This is a genomic window from Wolbachia endosymbiont (group B) of Silvanus unidentatus, from assembly GCF_964028615.1.
Lineage (GTDB): Bacteria > Pseudomonadota > Alphaproteobacteria > Rickettsiales > Anaplasmataceae > Wolbachia.
Map to the genome: position 1 here is coordinate 1,064,606 of NZ_OZ034795.1, position 16,397 is coordinate 1,081,002.

18 protein-coding genes, 1 tRNA gene and 1 pseudogene are annotated in these 16,397 nt (G+C 33.7%); 12 read left to right on the forward strand and 8 right to left on the reverse strand.

Translation table 11 applies throughout. From position 1 onward, the window contains the following. Positions 1-232: 232 nt before the first annotated feature. Positions 233-1,459, forward strand: a complete 1,227-nt coding sequence (locus tag ABWU65_RS05010) for a hypothetical protein (protein WP_353280401.1) — start codon at positions 233-235, stop codon at positions 1,457-1,459. A gap of 65 nt (positions 1,460-1,524) precedes the next feature. Beyond that, entirely contained in the window at positions 1,525-1,779 is a 255-nt protein-coding gene (locus tag ABWU65_RS05015) for a hypothetical protein (RefSeq protein WP_019236861.1), read from the forward strand. 538 nt (positions 1,780-2,317) lie between these two features. Here the strand turns inward: ABWU65_RS05015 and ABWU65_RS05020 are convergent. Continuing rightward, positions 2,318-2,390, reverse strand: a tRNA-Thr gene (locus tag ABWU65_RS05020). Positions 2,391-2,418: 28 nt separating this feature from the next. On the opposite strand from ABWU65_RS05020, the gene ABWU65_RS05025 reads away from it, so the two are divergent. From ABWU65_RS05025 to pdxH, 3 genes are read left to right on the forward strand one after another with little or no spacing between them, the layout of a single operon-like run. Continuing rightward, positions 2,419-2,553 (forward strand): hypothetical protein, encoded by a 135-nt coding sequence (locus ABWU65_RS05025; protein ID WP_284143183.1) that lies wholly within the window; start codon positions 2,419-2,421, stop codon positions 2,551-2,553. Then, the gene (gene mutM, locus ABWU65_RS05030) at positions 2,519-3,334 is read left to right on the forward strand and encodes a bifunctional DNA-formamidopyrimidine glycosylase/DNA-(apurinic or apyrimidinic site) lyase (protein WP_149168767.1); all 816 of its coding nucleotides are present in this window, start codon (positions 2,519-2,521) and stop codon (positions 3,332-3,334) included. The genes ABWU65_RS05025 and mutM overlap by 35 nt, the downstream gene beginning before the upstream one ends. A gap of 15 nt (positions 3,335-3,349) precedes the next feature. Further along, entirely contained in the window at positions 3,350-3,943 is a 594-nt protein-coding gene (gene pdxH, locus ABWU65_RS05035; protein WP_006014087.1) for a pyridoxamine 5'-phosphate oxidase, read from the forward strand. Positions 3,944-4,049: 106 nt separating this feature from the next. Here pdxH and ABWU65_RS05040 read toward each other — a convergent pair whose 3' ends face one another. From ABWU65_RS05040 to trmD, 4 genes are all read right to left on the reverse strand, one after another. Next, on the reverse strand, positions 4,050-4,847 hold the full coding sequence (locus ABWU65_RS05040; protein WP_019236865.1) for a phosphoribosylformylglycinamidine synthase subunit PurQ: 798 nt from the start codon (positions 4,845-4,847) through the stop codon (positions 4,050-4,052). Then, positions 4,844-6,097, reverse strand: coding sequence for a PstA family ABC transporter permease (locus tag ABWU65_RS05045; protein WP_007302279.1), 1,254 nt, complete (start codon positions 6,095-6,097; stop codon positions 4,844-4,846). The genes ABWU65_RS05040 and ABWU65_RS05045 overlap by 4 nt, the downstream gene beginning before the upstream one ends. A 252-nt stretch (positions 6,098-6,349) precedes the next feature. After that, entirely contained in the window at positions 6,350-6,727 is a 378-nt protein-coding gene (gene rplS, locus ABWU65_RS05050; RefSeq protein ID WP_007302278.1) for a 50S ribosomal protein L19, read from the reverse strand. Continuing rightward, positions 6,724-7,422 carry a tRNA (guanosine(37)-N1)-methyltransferase TrmD gene (gene trmD, locus ABWU65_RS05055; RefSeq protein ID WP_149169005.1) on the reverse strand — a complete coding sequence of 233 codons (699 nt, stop codon included), beginning with the start codon at positions 7,420-7,422 and terminating at the stop codon, positions 6,724-6,726. Before trmD ends, rplS begins: the two co-directional genes overlap by 4 nt. A 65-nt stretch (positions 7,423-7,487) precedes the next feature. Between trmD and purC the strand changes: the two genes are divergently transcribed. Further along, a complete protein-coding gene (purC, locus tag ABWU65_RS05060) occupies positions 7,488-8,210 on the forward strand; it encodes a phosphoribosylaminoimidazolesuccinocarboxamide synthase (protein ID WP_007302276.1) in 723 nt (240 codons plus the stop codon). Here the strand turns inward: purC and purM are convergent. Beyond that, complete coding sequence (gene purM, locus ABWU65_RS05065; RefSeq protein ID WP_007302275.1) at positions 8,207-9,244, reverse strand: phosphoribosylformylglycinamidine cyclo-ligase; 1,038 nt, start codon at positions 9,242-9,244, stop codon at positions 8,207-8,209. The genes purC and purM overlap by 4 nt on opposite strands. 137 nt (positions 9,245-9,381) lie before the next feature. Here purM and ABWU65_RS05070 point away from each other — a divergent pair, with 137 nt between their 5' ends. The 5 genes and pseudogenes from ABWU65_RS05070 (at position 9,382) to virB9 (ending at position 13,647) form a co-directional block, all read left to right on the forward strand. Then, positions 9,382-9,657, forward strand: a complete 276-nt coding sequence (locus ABWU65_RS05070; RefSeq protein ID WP_012481935.1) for a hypothetical protein — start codon at positions 9,382-9,384, stop codon at positions 9,655-9,657. Continuing rightward, complete coding sequence (locus ABWU65_RS05075; RefSeq protein WP_353280642.1) at positions 9,642-10,007, forward strand: histidine phosphotransferase family protein; 366 nt, start codon at positions 9,642-9,644, stop codon at positions 10,005-10,007. Before ABWU65_RS05070 ends, ABWU65_RS05075 begins: the two co-directional genes overlap by 16 nt. Before the next feature lie 529 nt (positions 10,008-10,536). Next, positions 10,537-11,781 (forward strand): group II intron reverse transcriptase/maturase, encoded by a 1,245-nt coding sequence (ltrA, locus tag ABWU65_RS05080; RefSeq protein ID WP_007302363.1) that lies wholly within the window; start codon positions 10,537-10,539, stop codon positions 11,779-11,781. A 346-nt stretch (positions 11,782-12,127) separates the two neighbouring features. After that, a pseudogene (gene tnpA, locus ABWU65_RS05085) lies at positions 12,128-12,546 on the forward strand (IS200/IS605 family transposase). 315 nt (positions 12,547-12,861) lie between these two features. Next, complete coding sequence (virB9, locus tag ABWU65_RS05090; RefSeq protein ID WP_007302273.1) at positions 12,862-13,647, forward strand: P-type conjugative transfer protein VirB9; 786 nt, start codon at positions 12,862-12,864, stop codon at positions 13,645-13,647. Positions 13,648-13,654: 7 nt separating this feature from the next. On the opposite strand, the gene ABWU65_RS05095 is transcribed toward virB9, so the two are convergent. Both ABWU65_RS05095 and mraY read right to left on the reverse strand, forming a co-directional pair. Continuing rightward, positions 13,655-14,248, reverse strand: coding sequence for a ribonuclease HII (locus ABWU65_RS05095; RefSeq protein ID WP_007302272.1), 594 nt, complete (start codon positions 14,246-14,248; stop codon positions 13,655-13,657). 5 nt (positions 14,249-14,253) lie between these two features. Then, positions 14,254-15,234 carry a phospho-N-acetylmuramoyl-pentapeptide-transferase gene (gene mraY, locus ABWU65_RS05100; RefSeq protein ID WP_007302271.1) on the reverse strand — a complete coding sequence of 327 codons (981 nt, stop codon included), beginning with the start codon at positions 15,232-15,234 and terminating at the stop codon, positions 14,254-14,256. 157 nt (positions 15,235-15,391) lie between these two features. Between mraY and ABWU65_RS05105 the strand changes: the two genes are divergently transcribed. Further along, positions 15,392-16,381: a hypothetical protein gene (locus ABWU65_RS05105; RefSeq protein ID WP_007302270.1), complete on the forward strand. Its 990-nt coding sequence runs from the start codon at positions 15,392-15,394 to the stop codon at positions 16,379-16,381. The last annotated feature ends 16 nt before the right edge of the window (positions 16,382-16,397 follow it).

The window sequence follows — 16,397 nt, forward strand, 5'->3', positions numbered from 1 at the left end:
TCAAAGAAACTTATAGTTATTCTTAGTGTTATTACTGTAGTAACAGCGCTATGATGATAAGAATATACAATCCTTTGTAACTTTCTTCTCAGTCTTTATTATAAGGTGTTCAATAATATGGGAAGAGTAAAGTTTTAAAGAGATAATTAAAATTATCCTTATCACCTACTTAGCAATAAATTATATTTGCTTAATCGTAATTACTTACACTTCTCAATGTCCTGTTTTATTTATGGCAAACATTAAGCTTAAAAATGTACACAGTCTATTAAATTATATTATTTGTTTTTTCCTTATATACATTCAGTATATGCATTCTGCTATTGCTTTAGGTAACTCTTCATCACATTTAAAAAACTTACCTAATTTTTTACCTTTTAGAAAACCTTTTGATAATATAGAAAAAATTATTAGAACTGACAATTTTAGAAGTTTTGATCTTGATAAAAGAAATAAGCTTTATACCAATGCTCATAATAGTATCAGTCTTGTAAATATTATTAATAAAATTATCTTAGCTCAAGATAACTTATTCATACTAGAAAGTAAGCCGTATAATATAGTACTTGTTGATAATCCCAATCTTAGTAGAACTACAGGTGCTGCAGGAAAGGACTATGTAATTATTGAGGGAAGCTTAAAAAAAAATATCAAAGATTATACTAGAGTGATATCACATGAATTAATTCACAGATATATAGGACATATAATAGAGCAAGACAACGATAAGAAAAATGAAATAAAATATAAGTGGTTTTTTGAAGGATTTACGGAATTTTATGGAGTGAAAACCTTACTTGACACGAAATTTATTAATAAAGATGAGTACTTAAAAATAATTAATATTACTTTAAAAGAGTATTTTAATTCTTTAATACCTAATATTGATTTCGAAAAAACAAATCAAAAGCATTTACTTGATCAAAACATAAGCATGTTGAGTTATAACAAAGGTTTTATTCTTGCAATGATAATAGATGAGAAATTAAATGAGGTTAGTAATGGAAGGTATAACTTATTGACTACTATAAATAATATAATAAGTGAAATAACTTCAAAGAAAGTTAATTTTAATGTTGACTTATTTGCAAGTCATTTAAAACATTACTTATCAGAGTCCTTTATAAAAGATATCATAGCCTCTATAAGAGATTCTAGCATACTTCTCAATTTGTTACCTAGTAGATTACTCAATAAAAATTTAACTTTCCAAGATACTGATAAGTATAGTGATATATGCTTTAACTTAACCAGAAGTCTAGAGCTACAAAAGATACGTGGGGTTAAATTAGGTAGTGATTGCCATAATATGGGACTCAAGGATGGTCAAGAACTAAAGTGTTATAGTATTGACTTTAATAGTGGTAATATTAAGTTAAAAGTCCTTGAAAACAAGATACCGAAAGTTATACATTTGAAAGCAAATAAAATGACGAGTAGCATTCCAATATATAAATAGCTCAGATAAATGCTTGACAAAAGCTATAGTAAACCTAGACTTTGCTATTTTAAGGCAAAATAATTATGGTAAACAATAAAGAAAAACAAGTGGATTTATTATTAGAGCTTCTTAGCGCTAATATCGGTCAAGTTAGTAGTAGTGTCATACTTAAAAGAATAGAAAAGCTTTCAGATAATTTTCATGGTAGAAATAATCACAATAGCCATTGTCAGTTTGATAGAGATGGTGGAGGGCATGGTAATATATGCTGGGCAGATAAGATAAAAGAAGACCTGACTGAGAACTATCATAAAAAGGATAGAGAAATTTCTATATAACTTTTCATTAGAGCTATTTTACGGTAATTATTCAAGAGTTGAAGGATTTGGCAAAAGAAGTCCTTTTGTATTACCGTTAATATGTGTTTCCAATAATGGTAATCTCGGCCCACTAGATGATTTGAGAACATGTGTCCCTCATAAGTTTGTTGAATATAACATAAGCAATACTAGTTGGGCTAAGTTCTCATCAGATAAATTTTTTAATAACTTTTTGAGTGATATGGAAAACAGGCCTGACGATTGTAAGCAGTGTTGTTATGAAAATATTTGTGGTGGGGGAAGTTATGGTAACAGGTTTAACCCTGCCAACGTAAGTTTTAATAATCCTTCAGTATATTGTGAGGGATTTTTGGCAAAGGATTATACAATTTCTTTTAATGCATGGATTTTCTAAAGAAAAATTACGGCAGGTATTATTGAATAGTAATACTGAAAAAGCAGCTTAATGGTAGTGTATAAAAGGTATTTACTAGACGTTTTTCTATAATCTAATTAGCATCTAGAGGATTGACTTTATGAATATCGTCCTCTAAACTGCCGTTACCAAGATTCGAACTTGGGACCTCGTCATTACCAATGACGTACTCTACCACCTGAGCTACAACGGCAAGTTCACGTATTATGATAATGAATAACATGAAAAAAAATAAGGAAAAAGAAGAAGAGAGAAAAAGATTGGCAAAAGCTTTAAAGCAAAATATTCTAAAAAGAAAAAAACAGCAACAGAGTAGACAAGATGCCAGAACTCCCAGAAGTGGAAGTCATCTCTAACTTCTTATTTGATAAAATCAAAAATAAGAAAATAAGCAATGTTACAGTCAATAATTGGAATTTGCGTGTACCAATAACAAAAAATATTGATGATTTGCTAAAGGGCAAAGTTATAAATGATATCAAGCGTAGAGGTAAATATATAATCTCGAATATAGATGCTAGTATGGCTGTAATCATACACCTTGGCATGAGCGGAAAGCTTATATATGTTGAAGACAATCAAGCACAGAACAAACATGATCATGTGATATTCTTATTTTCTGACAACACTTCACTAATCTTTAATGACCCAAGAAGGTTTGGATTAGTGATTGTTTTAAACAGAGAGCAAGAACTAAATTTTTTTAATAACCTAGGAATAGAACCCCTCACAGATGAATTTAATGGAAATTATTTACAGAAGTTGCTACAGAGCAGAAAAGCAAATATCAAATCAGTATTAATGAATAATAAGCTAATAGTTGGCGTAGGTAACATATATGCTTCTGAGAGCTTATTTAGAGCTCGCATATCACCACTTAGGCTAGCACAAGATTTAACATATATAGAGTGCGAAAAACTTGCTATCGAAATAAAAAATACTCTGAGTGATGCAATTGCTGCTGGTGGTTCAACACTGAAAGATTATGCACAACCATCTGGATCTGCTGGATACTTTCAAAATAACTTTTACGTATATGGTAAAGTGCAAAAACCTTGCAGAATCTGCAACAATATCATAACACTTATACGACAAAATGGTCGTAGCACTTATTTTTGCAATGCATGTCAGAATTAAATTTTATTTTTGCATATGACACTCTTACCTGAAAAAGATCCTTTTGATTTGTTCTCAAAGTGGTATCAAGAAGTACTTAATTTTCCGTGTAAAGAGTCAACTGCAATGACGCTAGCAACGTGTAGCAAAGACTGCATTCCATCTGCAAGAGTGGTATTACTAAAGGAGTATAGTAAAGAAGGTTTTGTGTTCTTTACTAACGTAAACAGTAGAAAAGGAAAAGAATTGACTGAGAACCCCAAAGCTGCACTCGTATTTCATTGGACAGAATTTTCTAGACAAGTACGAATTGAAGGAGAAGTTAGGCTTCTAAGCGGCAAAAAGGCTGACGAATATTTCTCCTCTCGAGCACGCGATAGTCAAATTAGCGCGTGGTGCTCAAAACAATCAAGAGTTCTGAAAAATTGGCAAGATTTTGAGCAGGCTATAGAATTGAAAGAGAAAGAATTTCACAATACACAAGTTTCTCGTCCTGACTTTTGGGTGGGATTTTGCGTAATCCCAAAGGTAATTGAATTTTGGCAAGAAGGTGAATATAGGAGACACACTAGATTTAGATATACTCTTGTTGAGAAAAGCAATTGGAAAGTGGAACAATTATATCCCTAACGTTAGAGAAAGCTACTCTGCAGATCAAAAATAAAGATTTATTGTCATCCTGATCAAGTAACTTTTTATGGTTTAAAAACTTGTTGTATGTAATGTATTGTAATACTTACGCAAAATATTTTAGTGCATTCTCAAATATGAGCATTCCATCACCATATTTTGGCATAGCCACTCCTGAACGTTTACATTTTTCTTTTTCAAGAGGCCAGTTGTCCTGCTGAGTAAAAAATATTCCTCTCTCTGGGTGAGGCATTAAAGCTAAAACTCTACCACTTTTGTCTGACAAAGCTGCCAGGTCGTATATAGATCCGTTTGGATTGTAAGGAAATTGTAAATTTGCATAGTCACCATTTTCATCAACGTAACGCAGTGCAACGGAATTATTTTCAATCAATTGATTCAAAGTATCTTGATCCATAAAAAATTTGCCTTCCCCATGAGCAATAGGGAGATATAGTTCACTCAGGCCCCGTAGCCAAACAGAATTACTCTGCGGATTAACTCTCACTCTAATCCAACGACATTGGTAATTACCTATATCATTAGAGGTTAAAGCTAGATTAGAGAATTCTGGAACTAACTTTACTAATATCTGGCAACCATTACATATCCCTATAATAAGCTTATCCTGAGATAAGAAATTTTGAAATTCGTCTAACAAGTTGTTTTTTATACGCAAAGCAAACGCATTACCAGCACCAGTGTCATCACCATAGGAAAAACCTCCTGGAATTGCAAGTATATTGCTTAATTTCAGTTCACTTGGATTATCTATAATATCATTAATGTGAACGATTTTTACTTCAATATTATTAATACCAAGCTTTCTGCTACATTCCATAAATGCAAATGCAGTTTCTTTTTCGCAATTTAAGCCATAACCAGATAGGATTGTAATTTTCATGAATCAAAAAACTCGAACTTTCTTTTTACAAAATTTGCTATTAAATTCAAAGCAAATAGCATTAACAATAAAGCTATAATTGCAATGGCAGCAAGCTCAATAAATGCAATTTCAGGACTACTTGACCATATGTATATTTGTACAGGTAAAACAGTTGCCGGATCGAAGAAGGATGTAGGTGTATCAGCAATAAATGCTACCATGCCTATCATAAGTAAAGGGGAAGATTCGCCTAAAATCCTTGCAATTGCAAGCACTGCACCATGTATTATCCGTGGCAACGCAATCGGTAAAGAGTGATCCAATATCACCTTGATGTGAGGTGCACCTAGCGCAAACGCTGCATCTTTTATTGCAATAGGAACGTTTGTAAAGGCATTTTTTGTTGCAATAATAATATTAGGCAGCATCATAAATGAAAGAGTCATCCCGCCAACAAGCGGTGAAGAACGGGGTAAACCAAATATGCCCAAGTAGAGAGTCAGTCCTACCACACCAAATATTATCGAAGGCACTGCAGCAAGGTTATTCATGCTAATTTCTACAATACTGGTTATTAGCCTATTTCTAGGCATAAATTCATAAAGACAGATACCTGACATAATTCCTATTGGCAATGCCAACGCTAAGCATACTATAATTGTCATTAATGAACCGATAAATGCCCCTAAAATCCCTGCATTCTCAGGCTCACAAGAATCAGACTTAAGAAACAGAGACTTATTAAAAAATTTTCTTACTCTTCCCTTCTCTTTTAACCAATCAAGTAATTTAGCATAATGATCATTCAAATGTTTATATTTATTTATTGAATTAATTATACTTGACGCGGTAAACCAGATCTCATATTCACCACTATCTTTTACTTTCTTATGAAAAAATTTCTCTAATTCTTTGTAAGAATTACGACTTAAAATTTCGTCACCGTCTTTAAAATCAGTTCCTTCAAACACCTTACGTAAAGAATTGTTGAGTAAGCCAATGGACTTATATCGTAAATCACCAGGATTATTAGTTAAAATAAGATCAGCATTTATTTCAACTGGTAATAAAATTTTCGTTACTGTTAAAGCACTGTAAGAGTTAACTAATATACTTAGTAATATACATATAGGACACCCAATTGAGACAATCAGTGCTGTAAAAGAGCAAAAGCATAAAATGTTGTTCTTTTTATTTTTTCTTTTTACACGAGCATGTACGCGCTTAGATTGAAGTAACTTAAGAAAGTTTTTCTTTATTATACCCATTTACTTTTCTTTACATGAGGATTTGAAAAGACTTTCCCCTTTTTCCAGTGCTTGAACTGAGATCTAACAGGCTTTGCCTGCAAATAATTTTTATATTTTCCATGAAAGCACAAACCAAAAGGAGAATCTGGATCCCAGTGTCAAACATTGGGATGACACCACAGCAGGAGGGAAAGTACAGTTGTGCGCCACACACTGGGATAATAAGAGAGAGTTTTGAGATGATACAATTGACATCACTCCCTATTGTATCTACTTAGATTTTTTTTTAACATAAGTAGTACGTTCTTTGATCCTTGCAGCTTTCCCAAATAGCTTGCACAGATAATATAATTTTGCTCTACGGACCTTTCCCTTTCTCATCACTTGTACTGAAATTAATGCAGGAGAGTAAACAAAAAATTGTGATACTATACTTTCTCCATGACTTACCTTTCTAACTGAAAAAGAAGAGTGTAATCCACGATTTCTTTTTGATATACATACGCCCTCAAATATCTGTATACGCTCACCCGTACTATCAACTACCTTAAAAGTGACCTTCAAATCATCGCCAGGACAAAAAGCTGGCATCTCTTTGGCTAACCTTTGTATTTGTTGTTCGTTAAATTTTTCAAGTAAGTTTGTCATTTATCATCTCCATTCAACAATTCAGGTCGACGTTCCTTTGTTCTAACATATGACTGTTCCCTTCTCCAATCACTTATTTTTCTGTGATTGCCAGACAACAGAACCTCAGGAACTTTGTACCTACTCCACTGCTCAGGTCTAGTATATTGAGGATATTCAAGTATACCACCACTATAACTAAAACTTTCTTCAGCAACGCTATCGAAATTATTTACTACACCTGGAAGAAGCCTAATACATGCATCAAGAACCACCATCGCAGCTGGCTCACCTCCCGAAAGTATATAATCTCCAATACTTAACTCATAAGGAGTATACACATCAATTACTCTTTGGTCAACACCTTCAAATCGACCACACAATATTGTTACATGAGGAATTTCTGTTAACTCCTTCGCAATTCTCTGATTAAATTTTGTACCAGATGGAGTCATATAAATAAATCTAGTATTTTTATGAGCAGAAAGCACATTATCAACTGCATTACCAATCACATCTGGGCGCATAACCATCCCTGCTCCACCTCCATATGGAATATCATCCACAGTTGAATGTTTATCTTTAGCAAAAGAACGAATATTTACTATTTCAAGATTCCATATTTTTTTTTCCAACGCTCTTCCAGCAAGAGAATAGTTCAAAAATCCGGGGAACATTTCTGGAAATATGGTTAATATTGTAACACTAAACGTCATTAGCAAATTTGTAGTAAACTAAGCAGCAATTTGATATTATCTTATAGTATACAGCTAAATTAATCATGTCACTGAATAAAACGATATACGAAGGTAAAGCCAAAGTCATTATTGAAACTGAAGACTCATCAACTGTTATACAGTACTTTAAAGATGATGTTACAGCGTTCAACAAGGAAAAATATGAAATTATTGAGGGCAAAGGAATAATTAATAATCATGTTAGTGCTTTTATCATGGAAAAGCTTGAAGAAGCAGGAATTAGCACGCACTTTATAAACACTCTAAACGAAAGAGAACAGCTAGTCAAAAAGCTCAAGATAATACCTCTTGAGGTAGTGGTTAGAAACATTGCAGCTGGCAGCTTTTGCAAACGTTTTAATATCAAAGAAGGTGAGGCACTTACATCTCCTATAATCGAGTTTTTTTACAAAAATGATGACCTAGCCGACCCAATGGTGAATGAAAATCACATATTATATTTTGGTTGGTTATCCCATAAAGAAATGGAAGAAGTTAAAACTACAACTTTAAAGATCAACAAAATCTTAGTCGACCTATTTTCAAATGCAAATATATATTTAGTTGATCTCAAGTTAGAATTTGGCAAATTGATAAACAACAGCACTAAAATCATTTTAGCCGATGAAATCAGCCCTGATAATTGTAGGCTATGGGATAAAAATACTCATAAAAAGCTAGACAAAGATGTTTTCCGTTTAAATCTAGGAAACTTAAAGGAAGCATACTCAGAAGTTGCAAAAAGACTGTCGGTAAAGTTAGACTAACTAAATACTACTCTATCAAGTGGAGGCTGACATGCTTCATCAAGTTTTCCAATAATCTCAATTTTTTCTCCACGCTTTTGGAAATGGCTTTCCACATCCTTCATATTATCGGGATCTACAATCAGTACTATACCTATGCCGCAATTAAATGTTTTTAACATTTCTCTCTTTTCTATTTTGCCTTCTTCTTTCAGCCATAAAAATATATCTGGCCATTTCCAAGAATTAATATTTATGTCTACAAATAAATTTCCTGAGAGAATTCTTGGAATATTGTCTATTAACCCGCCACCTGTTATATGCGCAATGCCTTTTACCTTTGGCATAATAGGCAACAAAGAATCAACATATATCTTTGTTGGCTTAAGTAATATTTCACCCCAAGATTTATTATTCCATGGAGATATATCATTATAATTTATATCTAAGCTTTTAAAAATATGGCGCACCAAAGAAAATCCATTTGAGTGAATTCCATTTGATTCTAAACCAACTACACAGTCACCTGCTTTCATTATACTACAATTTGGAAGAATTTGCTTTCGATCAACAACACCAACCACAAACCCTGCAAGGTCATAGTGATTGTTACCATACATTCCAGGCATTTCTGCAGTTTCTCCACCAACTAATGCTATTTTAGATTCCTTGCACCCTTCTGCAATGCCCTGGATTACAGACAATAAAACGTTTTTGTTTAAAACGCCTGTTGCAAAGTAATCAAGGAAAAATAAAGGTGTTGCTCCTTGTGCAAGTAAATCATTTACACACATTGCAACTAAGTCTATACCTATAGTATCATGCTTATTCACCTCTTGAGCTATTAATAGTTTTGTGCCCACTCCATCAGTTGAGGAAACAAGTACTGGATGGTCGTATTTCTTACTCAGCGAAGAAAAGTCAAACAATGCGGAAAATGATCCTACTTCACTAATTACTTCTTCTCCTTTAGTCTTTTCAATAATAGGTTTAACTTTTTTTATTAGTTCATTATATAGTTTAAGGTCTATTCCAGATTTAGCATAAGTATTCATAACGCCTTCACAAATCTTATAATTATTAATACTACATTAATGCTTTGACACAAAAAGCGCAACGAAACTTTCTCTTAAATTGACTACTACATGCCTACCAATATAGGGTTAACTTAAATCATTTATACTTTTATCCAATGAATAAAAACATAATGTTAATAACAGAGTGCCTATCAGGACGAATTCTTCATGATTTTGCTAGTTCTATGCAAGGAATAGTGGGTGGATTGGAAGAGCTTGAAGAAAACAACCCTAATATGCAAAACGAAGCATTGTCATTGCTTAAAGAAAGCTCCGATGATTTAATATATAAATATAAAGTTATGAAGCAAGCGTATTCTCATTCATCAGATAATTGCAGCTTTGTTAAGACTAAATCCAATATAGAAAATTATTTATTAAAAAAAAAGTAAAGCTTCAGTGGAGAGTAAGTGAATGTCCTACAGAAAACTTAATTGAAAAAATAAATAAGATAATTTCCAATATGGTGATAACTATAATCAGTGCAGTGGCACAAATTGAATTAGTGTCTATTTTACTGACTAAAACAGAAGATAAAACACTACTCACTATAAAAGTAGTAAATGAACATAAATCAATAAGTACATTATTAGTGAGCAAATTAACAAAAAAAAATGATATTCGTTTGGATACAAAAGACATTATTATCTATATGACTTCTTTACTGTTAGAACAGTATAACACTAAAATCAATTGCACTTGTGAAAGTAATTCACTGAATATAGGCTTAACTATAAATTGAGATGGCTGTGCGCCGTAGAAACACGGAAAGTGTTGAAGCTGTGCAGTAGATGAGGGAGGGCCCCTCGGAGCCGGTTTGCAAGAGCAGGCTTCAAACAGCCATAAGCTGCTTTGGTAAAGAGCTAAGGTAGTGAGCGTTATGGAAAAGGCACAATTATGTGTCATGTATGAAATAGAGAGACGAACGCAAGTGAACCACTGATGAAGTGTCGAAAGCGTAGAGACGACGTCAAAACCAGGGGGTAGTCGTTAACCTGGGATGAATCTACTGGGAGCTTGTTTACTGGGTAGGTGGCGTCCGGCATAAAAGTGGCGTGAATCTATTTTAGGCTATTGCATGGAACTACGGGAACCTGTCGTTTCGATGAAAAGGGAGAAGTCCAAAGAGCTGATCTCTGAGGATGAGAGTACCGATGCGAAAAACAGGGGCGGATTAGCTCGTAGTAGCGAAGAAGTTTCTGTAATGGAAATGGAGTGAAGGGGCTAAGTTATTTAGTTTTAATTATTTATCAACCGAAAGGGAGGAGTTAATGAATAAAACAAAGTCTTTTGATATACCGAAGCAACTTATTTGGAGAGCTTATAAACAAGTATCGAAAAATAAAGGTGCAGCAGGTGTAGATGAGGTCTCGATAACAAAGTTTGAAGAAAATCTAAAGGATAATCTATACAAATTATGGAATCGGATGTCATCCGGAAGTTATTTTCCAGAGCCGGTAAAAGCTGTTGCGATACCAAAAGATACAGGAGGGCAAAGAATTTTATGTGTGCCTTCAGTATTCGACAGAATAGCGCAAACAGCAGCTACAATGTATCTTGAGCCGTTAGTAGAACCGAAATTTCACGAAGATTCATATGGTTATAGACCAAATAAGTCTGCGCTGGATGCGGTATACACAGCACGGAAGAGATGTTGGAAAAATGATTGGACGGTAGATCTTGATATATCTGGATTTTTCGACAATCTGGACCACGATTTAGCACTGCAGGCTATCAAGAAACACACAGACTGCAAATGGGTCATACTGTATGTTGAGAGGTGGATGAAAGCCCCCATTCAGCAAGCAGATGGCAGTAGGGTAACAAGGGATAAAGGAGTTCCGCAAGGAGGTTCAATAAGCCCAATCATTTCAAGCATATTTATGCACCATGCGTTTGATATGTGGATGAAACAAAATTATCCAACAGTACCATTTGAAAGATATGTAGATGATGCGATAGTGCACTGCAGAACTAAAAGACAGGCAGGATTTATGAAAGTAATGATTGAAGAAAGATTGGCTAAGTGTAAATTGAAGTTACATCCTGAAAAGACACAGATTGTGTACAGTAAGGATGATGATAGAAAAGAACAATTTCCTAAACAAAGCTTTGATTTTCTAGGTTATACTTTTAGACCTAGAGTAGCAAAGAATAAGATGAGGAATTATTTCATCTCATTTCTACCTGCAATTAGTAACAAAGCCAAGAAGAAGATCAAGAAAACCATAAAGTCATGGAGAATACATCGGATTACATGGACCACACTAGAGGAAATATCGAAGAAGATAGATCCAATAGTCAGAGGCTGGTTTCAGTACTATGGCAGGTTTTATAAATCAGAGATGTATCCATCTCTTAGAAATATAGAGAGATACCTCATAAGATGGGTCAGGACAAAATATAAGAAACTTCGTGATCACGGAAGACTAGCAAAGCAATTTCTAGGAAAAGTGAGAAAGAGGTCTCCAAGTATTTTCTATCATTGGACACTTGGGTTAGGATCAAAAGGCTAAATAATGGGAGCTGTATAAGCCGAGAGGTTTCCGTGCAGTTCTGCGAGAGACTGGTGGGGAAGCTCCGCCGGTCTACTCTCCTCATATTTCATAAAAGGGAATCGATACTATAAATTTGAATCTTGGATAAGGAAAGGAAAAATTTTGTGGAGTAACTTAGACATAAAATCTGTAGTTAATTTGCAGGAAGTATTAAATAAACCATACGCGTCAAGTTAAGGAAATATCGTGAAATATAGCAACATTTGAGATGGGCATTTTATTGTCCCAAATTTGGGAGAAAAACCCTGAACTTGAAGTCCATCCTTTTAAGAATATAATTTTAAGGTGAAAAATCTGAAAGAATGTGGAATATTATAGAAAAAGCAGTCACTCTGTATATATATCACATAGTGTGGATAACAAAATATCGATATCCAGTACTAGTTGGAGATATTGGACAGAAAGCTAAAGAAGTTGTACAAGAAGTATGTGCAAATAATCAAGTAGAAATTATCAGAGGTAGAGTTGCGTCAAGTCATGTACACGTATACGTTTCTGTACCCCCATACTTAAGTATTAGTAAGTTAGTGCAGTTAATAAAAGGAAAAAGTTCCAGAAAAATCCAGCAAAACTTTCCAGAGCTAAAAAAGAGATATTGGGTTGTGGGCAGTAGGCTACTTTGTCAGGACTAGCGGAAATGTAACTGACGAAATGATAAAAAATTATATTGAAAATCACTCTAAAAAAGAGGATAAATTTGGTGACTTTCAAGTCGAAAGTTAGCATTCTATGCTCTCTCTCAATCTTTGGATTTTAATCCATAGTGGTTGAATTGTTACATTTATTTTTTTAGGGAGTTCTTATCTAGAAGAAGATAATTTTTTCAGAAGAATCTATAAATTAATAACTTTATTTAACACTCCCTAATTTACCTCACAACTCATTTTAACATATATGAAAATAATGTTTAAAGAATTTTTTCCTGCAGTAATGAATTATTATGAAGCTTGCATTTTCTGTCGCTTACTACTGGGATAGCTTGACAGTTGCAGTACATGTCTATCAATGATAAAATAAAGATCAGTTTATTTTGATACTATGATTAGGGTACTCTTTGTTGCACTATTATTTTTTTGTGGTGGTTATGCACTTGCAAAACAGGAACCAAGACCAATAGCTGGTGATAACCACATAAAGGTAATGAATTATAATCCACAGGCTATACATAAGTACACGGGCTTTTATGGTTATCAATCCAGCATATTGTTTGAGCCAGGGGAGGTAATAGAGAGTCTTTCAATGGGTGATGCAACCGGTTGGCAACTCCTTCCTCAAGGTAATAGATTATTTATTAAGCCTATAGATGATATTGCCGATACTAATGCAACTATAATTACCAATAAAAGAGTTTATTATTTCGAATTTCATGCTGAAGAAGCAAACGGGCTAGATGATCCAAGGTTAGCATATGAAGTAAGGTTTCTTTATCCACTGTTCAACAGTGATGAAATTTATTCAACGAGTAACGGTGATATTCTAGAGCAAGCTAGTCATACCACTATCCCTGATATAAGTGATATTGAGGTTATAAAGAAAGGCTTGAATTTTAACTATTCCATCTCGCACGTTAAAGGCAGTCAATCAATAATACCAATTAAGGTTTTTGATGACGGAAAATTTACATATCTACAATTTAATAAAATAAACTCTGATTTCCCGGCAGTTTTTATGGTTGATTCTGCAGGATATGAATCCTTGATAAATTTTCGTACAGTTGATGACTACCTGATAATTGAAAGAGTAAGCTCGGTATTTACCTTAAGAAACGGATCAAGCACAGTCTGCCTGTTTAATGAAAACATACCTTTCAAAAAAGGTAAGTGATTAAAGGCTATAGTATTCTTATAGGTGCAAAATTCTTTCTATGGTGCTTCGTAATTCCATGAAGGCCAATAGCGCTGAGGTGTTCTTTTGTTCCATATCCCTTATTTTTATACCAATTATATTGAGGATGTTTATTATGCAATTCTTCCATAAGCCGATCTCTTGTAACTTTTGCAACGATTGAAGCAGCTGCGATTGATATACTTAAGCTATCACCATTCACTATAGATTTTACTTGCCATTTTACTTCAGGTGGTTGATTACCATCAACTAGCACATAATCTAGTTCTAGATTCAAGTTTGCCAACGCACGTTTCATTGAAAGCTTTGTTGCTTGCAAAATATTGTATGAGTTTATTTCTTCTACGCTTGCCATTCCTATACCAAATTTTGCAACAGACGTTATTTTTTCGTATAGAACTTGCCTACACTTAGGGGTTAGCTTTTTTGAGTCGTTTATTCCATCAATAACCGTATCTCTATCAGTAAATATTACAGCTGCAGATATCACTGGACCGGCAAGCGGACCTCTTCCAACTTCATCTACTCCTGCTATAATTCCTGATAATGTATTTTCTAATGAAAAGTCTGGATATTTCATAATTCCTATAATAAGAAAGTTAAAGCAAAAATCGAACAAGCAATAGAAATTATCCAAAATTTTATAACTATTGTATTTTCTGACCACCCTTTCTTTTCAAAGTGATGATGTATTGGTGTCATAAGGAAAATTCTTCTTCCTGCTCCATATCTAAATTTTGTATATTTAAAATATGATACCTGAATAATCACAGATAAAGTCTCTATTACAAAGATTATTCCAATAACGGCAAAAAGCATTTCTTTTTTAATTAGAACACTAGTGAGTCCTAAAGCTGCACCGATTGATAGGCTTCCAACATCACCCATAAATATTTTTGCTGGATGTGTGTTAAACCACAAGAAACTTAAAATAGCTCCTATAAATGCAATGCAGAATAAAGTAATGTTTACATCTGTCTGAGTGATGTATGCAATTAGCCCCAAAAAAGCAAAGGAAGTAATGGCTTGAGTTGCAGCAAGGCCATCTAGGCCATCTGTAAGATTCACAGCATTAGAAGAGCCAACAATAACAAATGCAGCAAACGGAAGATATAGATAGCCAAGGTCGATTGCTACTTCTCTAAATAGAGAAATTTTTGTAAAACCTTCAGCAGATTGTAGCTTAAGTATAAACATACAGACCAGAGTAACGACAAACTGAATAAGTATTTTGGTTTTTGCACTTAAACCTCGGTGGTGATTTGTCTTCAATTTTAAATAGTCATCAATAAATCCAAGTAGAGCAAAAAATAGAGTTATAAATACCAGCAATGAAATTTCTGGTGTTAATTGAGTCCAAAGCAGGATTGGTAATAAAGCAGAAGTTAGTATTATTATTCCACCCATAGGTGGTATATTCTTTTTTGTTATTAAATGACTTTCTGGTCCATATGATCTGATTGGTTGTCCATCTTTACTTATCTTTTTTAGAAGTTTTATAAAATAGGGAAAGAGAATAAACCCAAAAATAAATGAGATAAAAAACGTCTTTGTAGCTGAGATCACCTGCCTATTCAAAATTAACTAGATATTATACCAAAAGCTTTACCTAATCTCAATTTATACCTTTTTATCAGCTTATTTTATTTGGAGTAAATTTAGTTATTGATTAGTTATAGCAAAGTTTGCATACTGATATTTAGTTAATGGTAAGAGGTGGCATATGTTAGATTATATTAAAAAGCTTTTGTGGGCTAATACAGTACCTGATAATGAGAGTCGAGTTAAAAGTTCTTACACGCATATAGTAGAGAAACCTTCTTTTGGTGATGCAGCTTCAAAGTTGAGTAAGGAAGAAAGGTCAGAAGAGCATCTTGTTCTTCTAAAAGGTAAAGGCAATAGCTCTGGTACAACTGTAACAGAAGGATCGTCTAGTATTCAGAATGCAGTATCAGGCAAGGACAAGCGTGGATATATCAAATTAGACAGTGATGAAGAATGGGATAAATTCTTTGAGTTACAGAATGATTCTGACACTAATATTACGAACAAAGAACCTTTTTCTCCGAAGAAAGGAGAATCTCACTATCATGGTAAAGAGATTGTAGGCAAGATTGCTGACCAAATTAAGGCAGAGATATCGAAGGTATATACCATAGAGTCCATAATGATAAAAGAAGGCAAAAGGGAAGGTAATATTGTTTATCCTACCGTAAGAGTTGTGCTACATGCCAATAAAGAAGGAGTAGATATAGCTAAACTTCTAGGCGGTAGTATATGTAAAGAGTATGGTGTAAGAACAATTACATTTTGTCATCCTAATCAAGAAAAAAAGAGAGGGGCATGTTGCTATATTAATAATGATAGTGATAATGAGGAAAGAGTTTATGAAATAATTAGTGGGTTATATGAAATGACTTTAAAGTGGTATGTTGATGGAAGAGAATGCAAAATTAAAGTTAACATTGATGGTAATAATGGTGTAACTCTCCTTGAAGGCAACGGTGTTACTGCAGAGCAGTTGCGTGCAAATAAAGAAGTCAAAATAGGTAAGAGACGTGAACCAAAATCTTTATATGAAGCGTTAGTACCGCAATTGCAACAAAAGAGCTCTGAATCAGTCAAGGTTTTACAGCAGCCTTCAACAGATGTAACAAATGTGACAACAACACCAACTTCTACTTCTCAGAGATGTAGGTATCCTCTTATCTAAATAAGGAAAAGCGAAA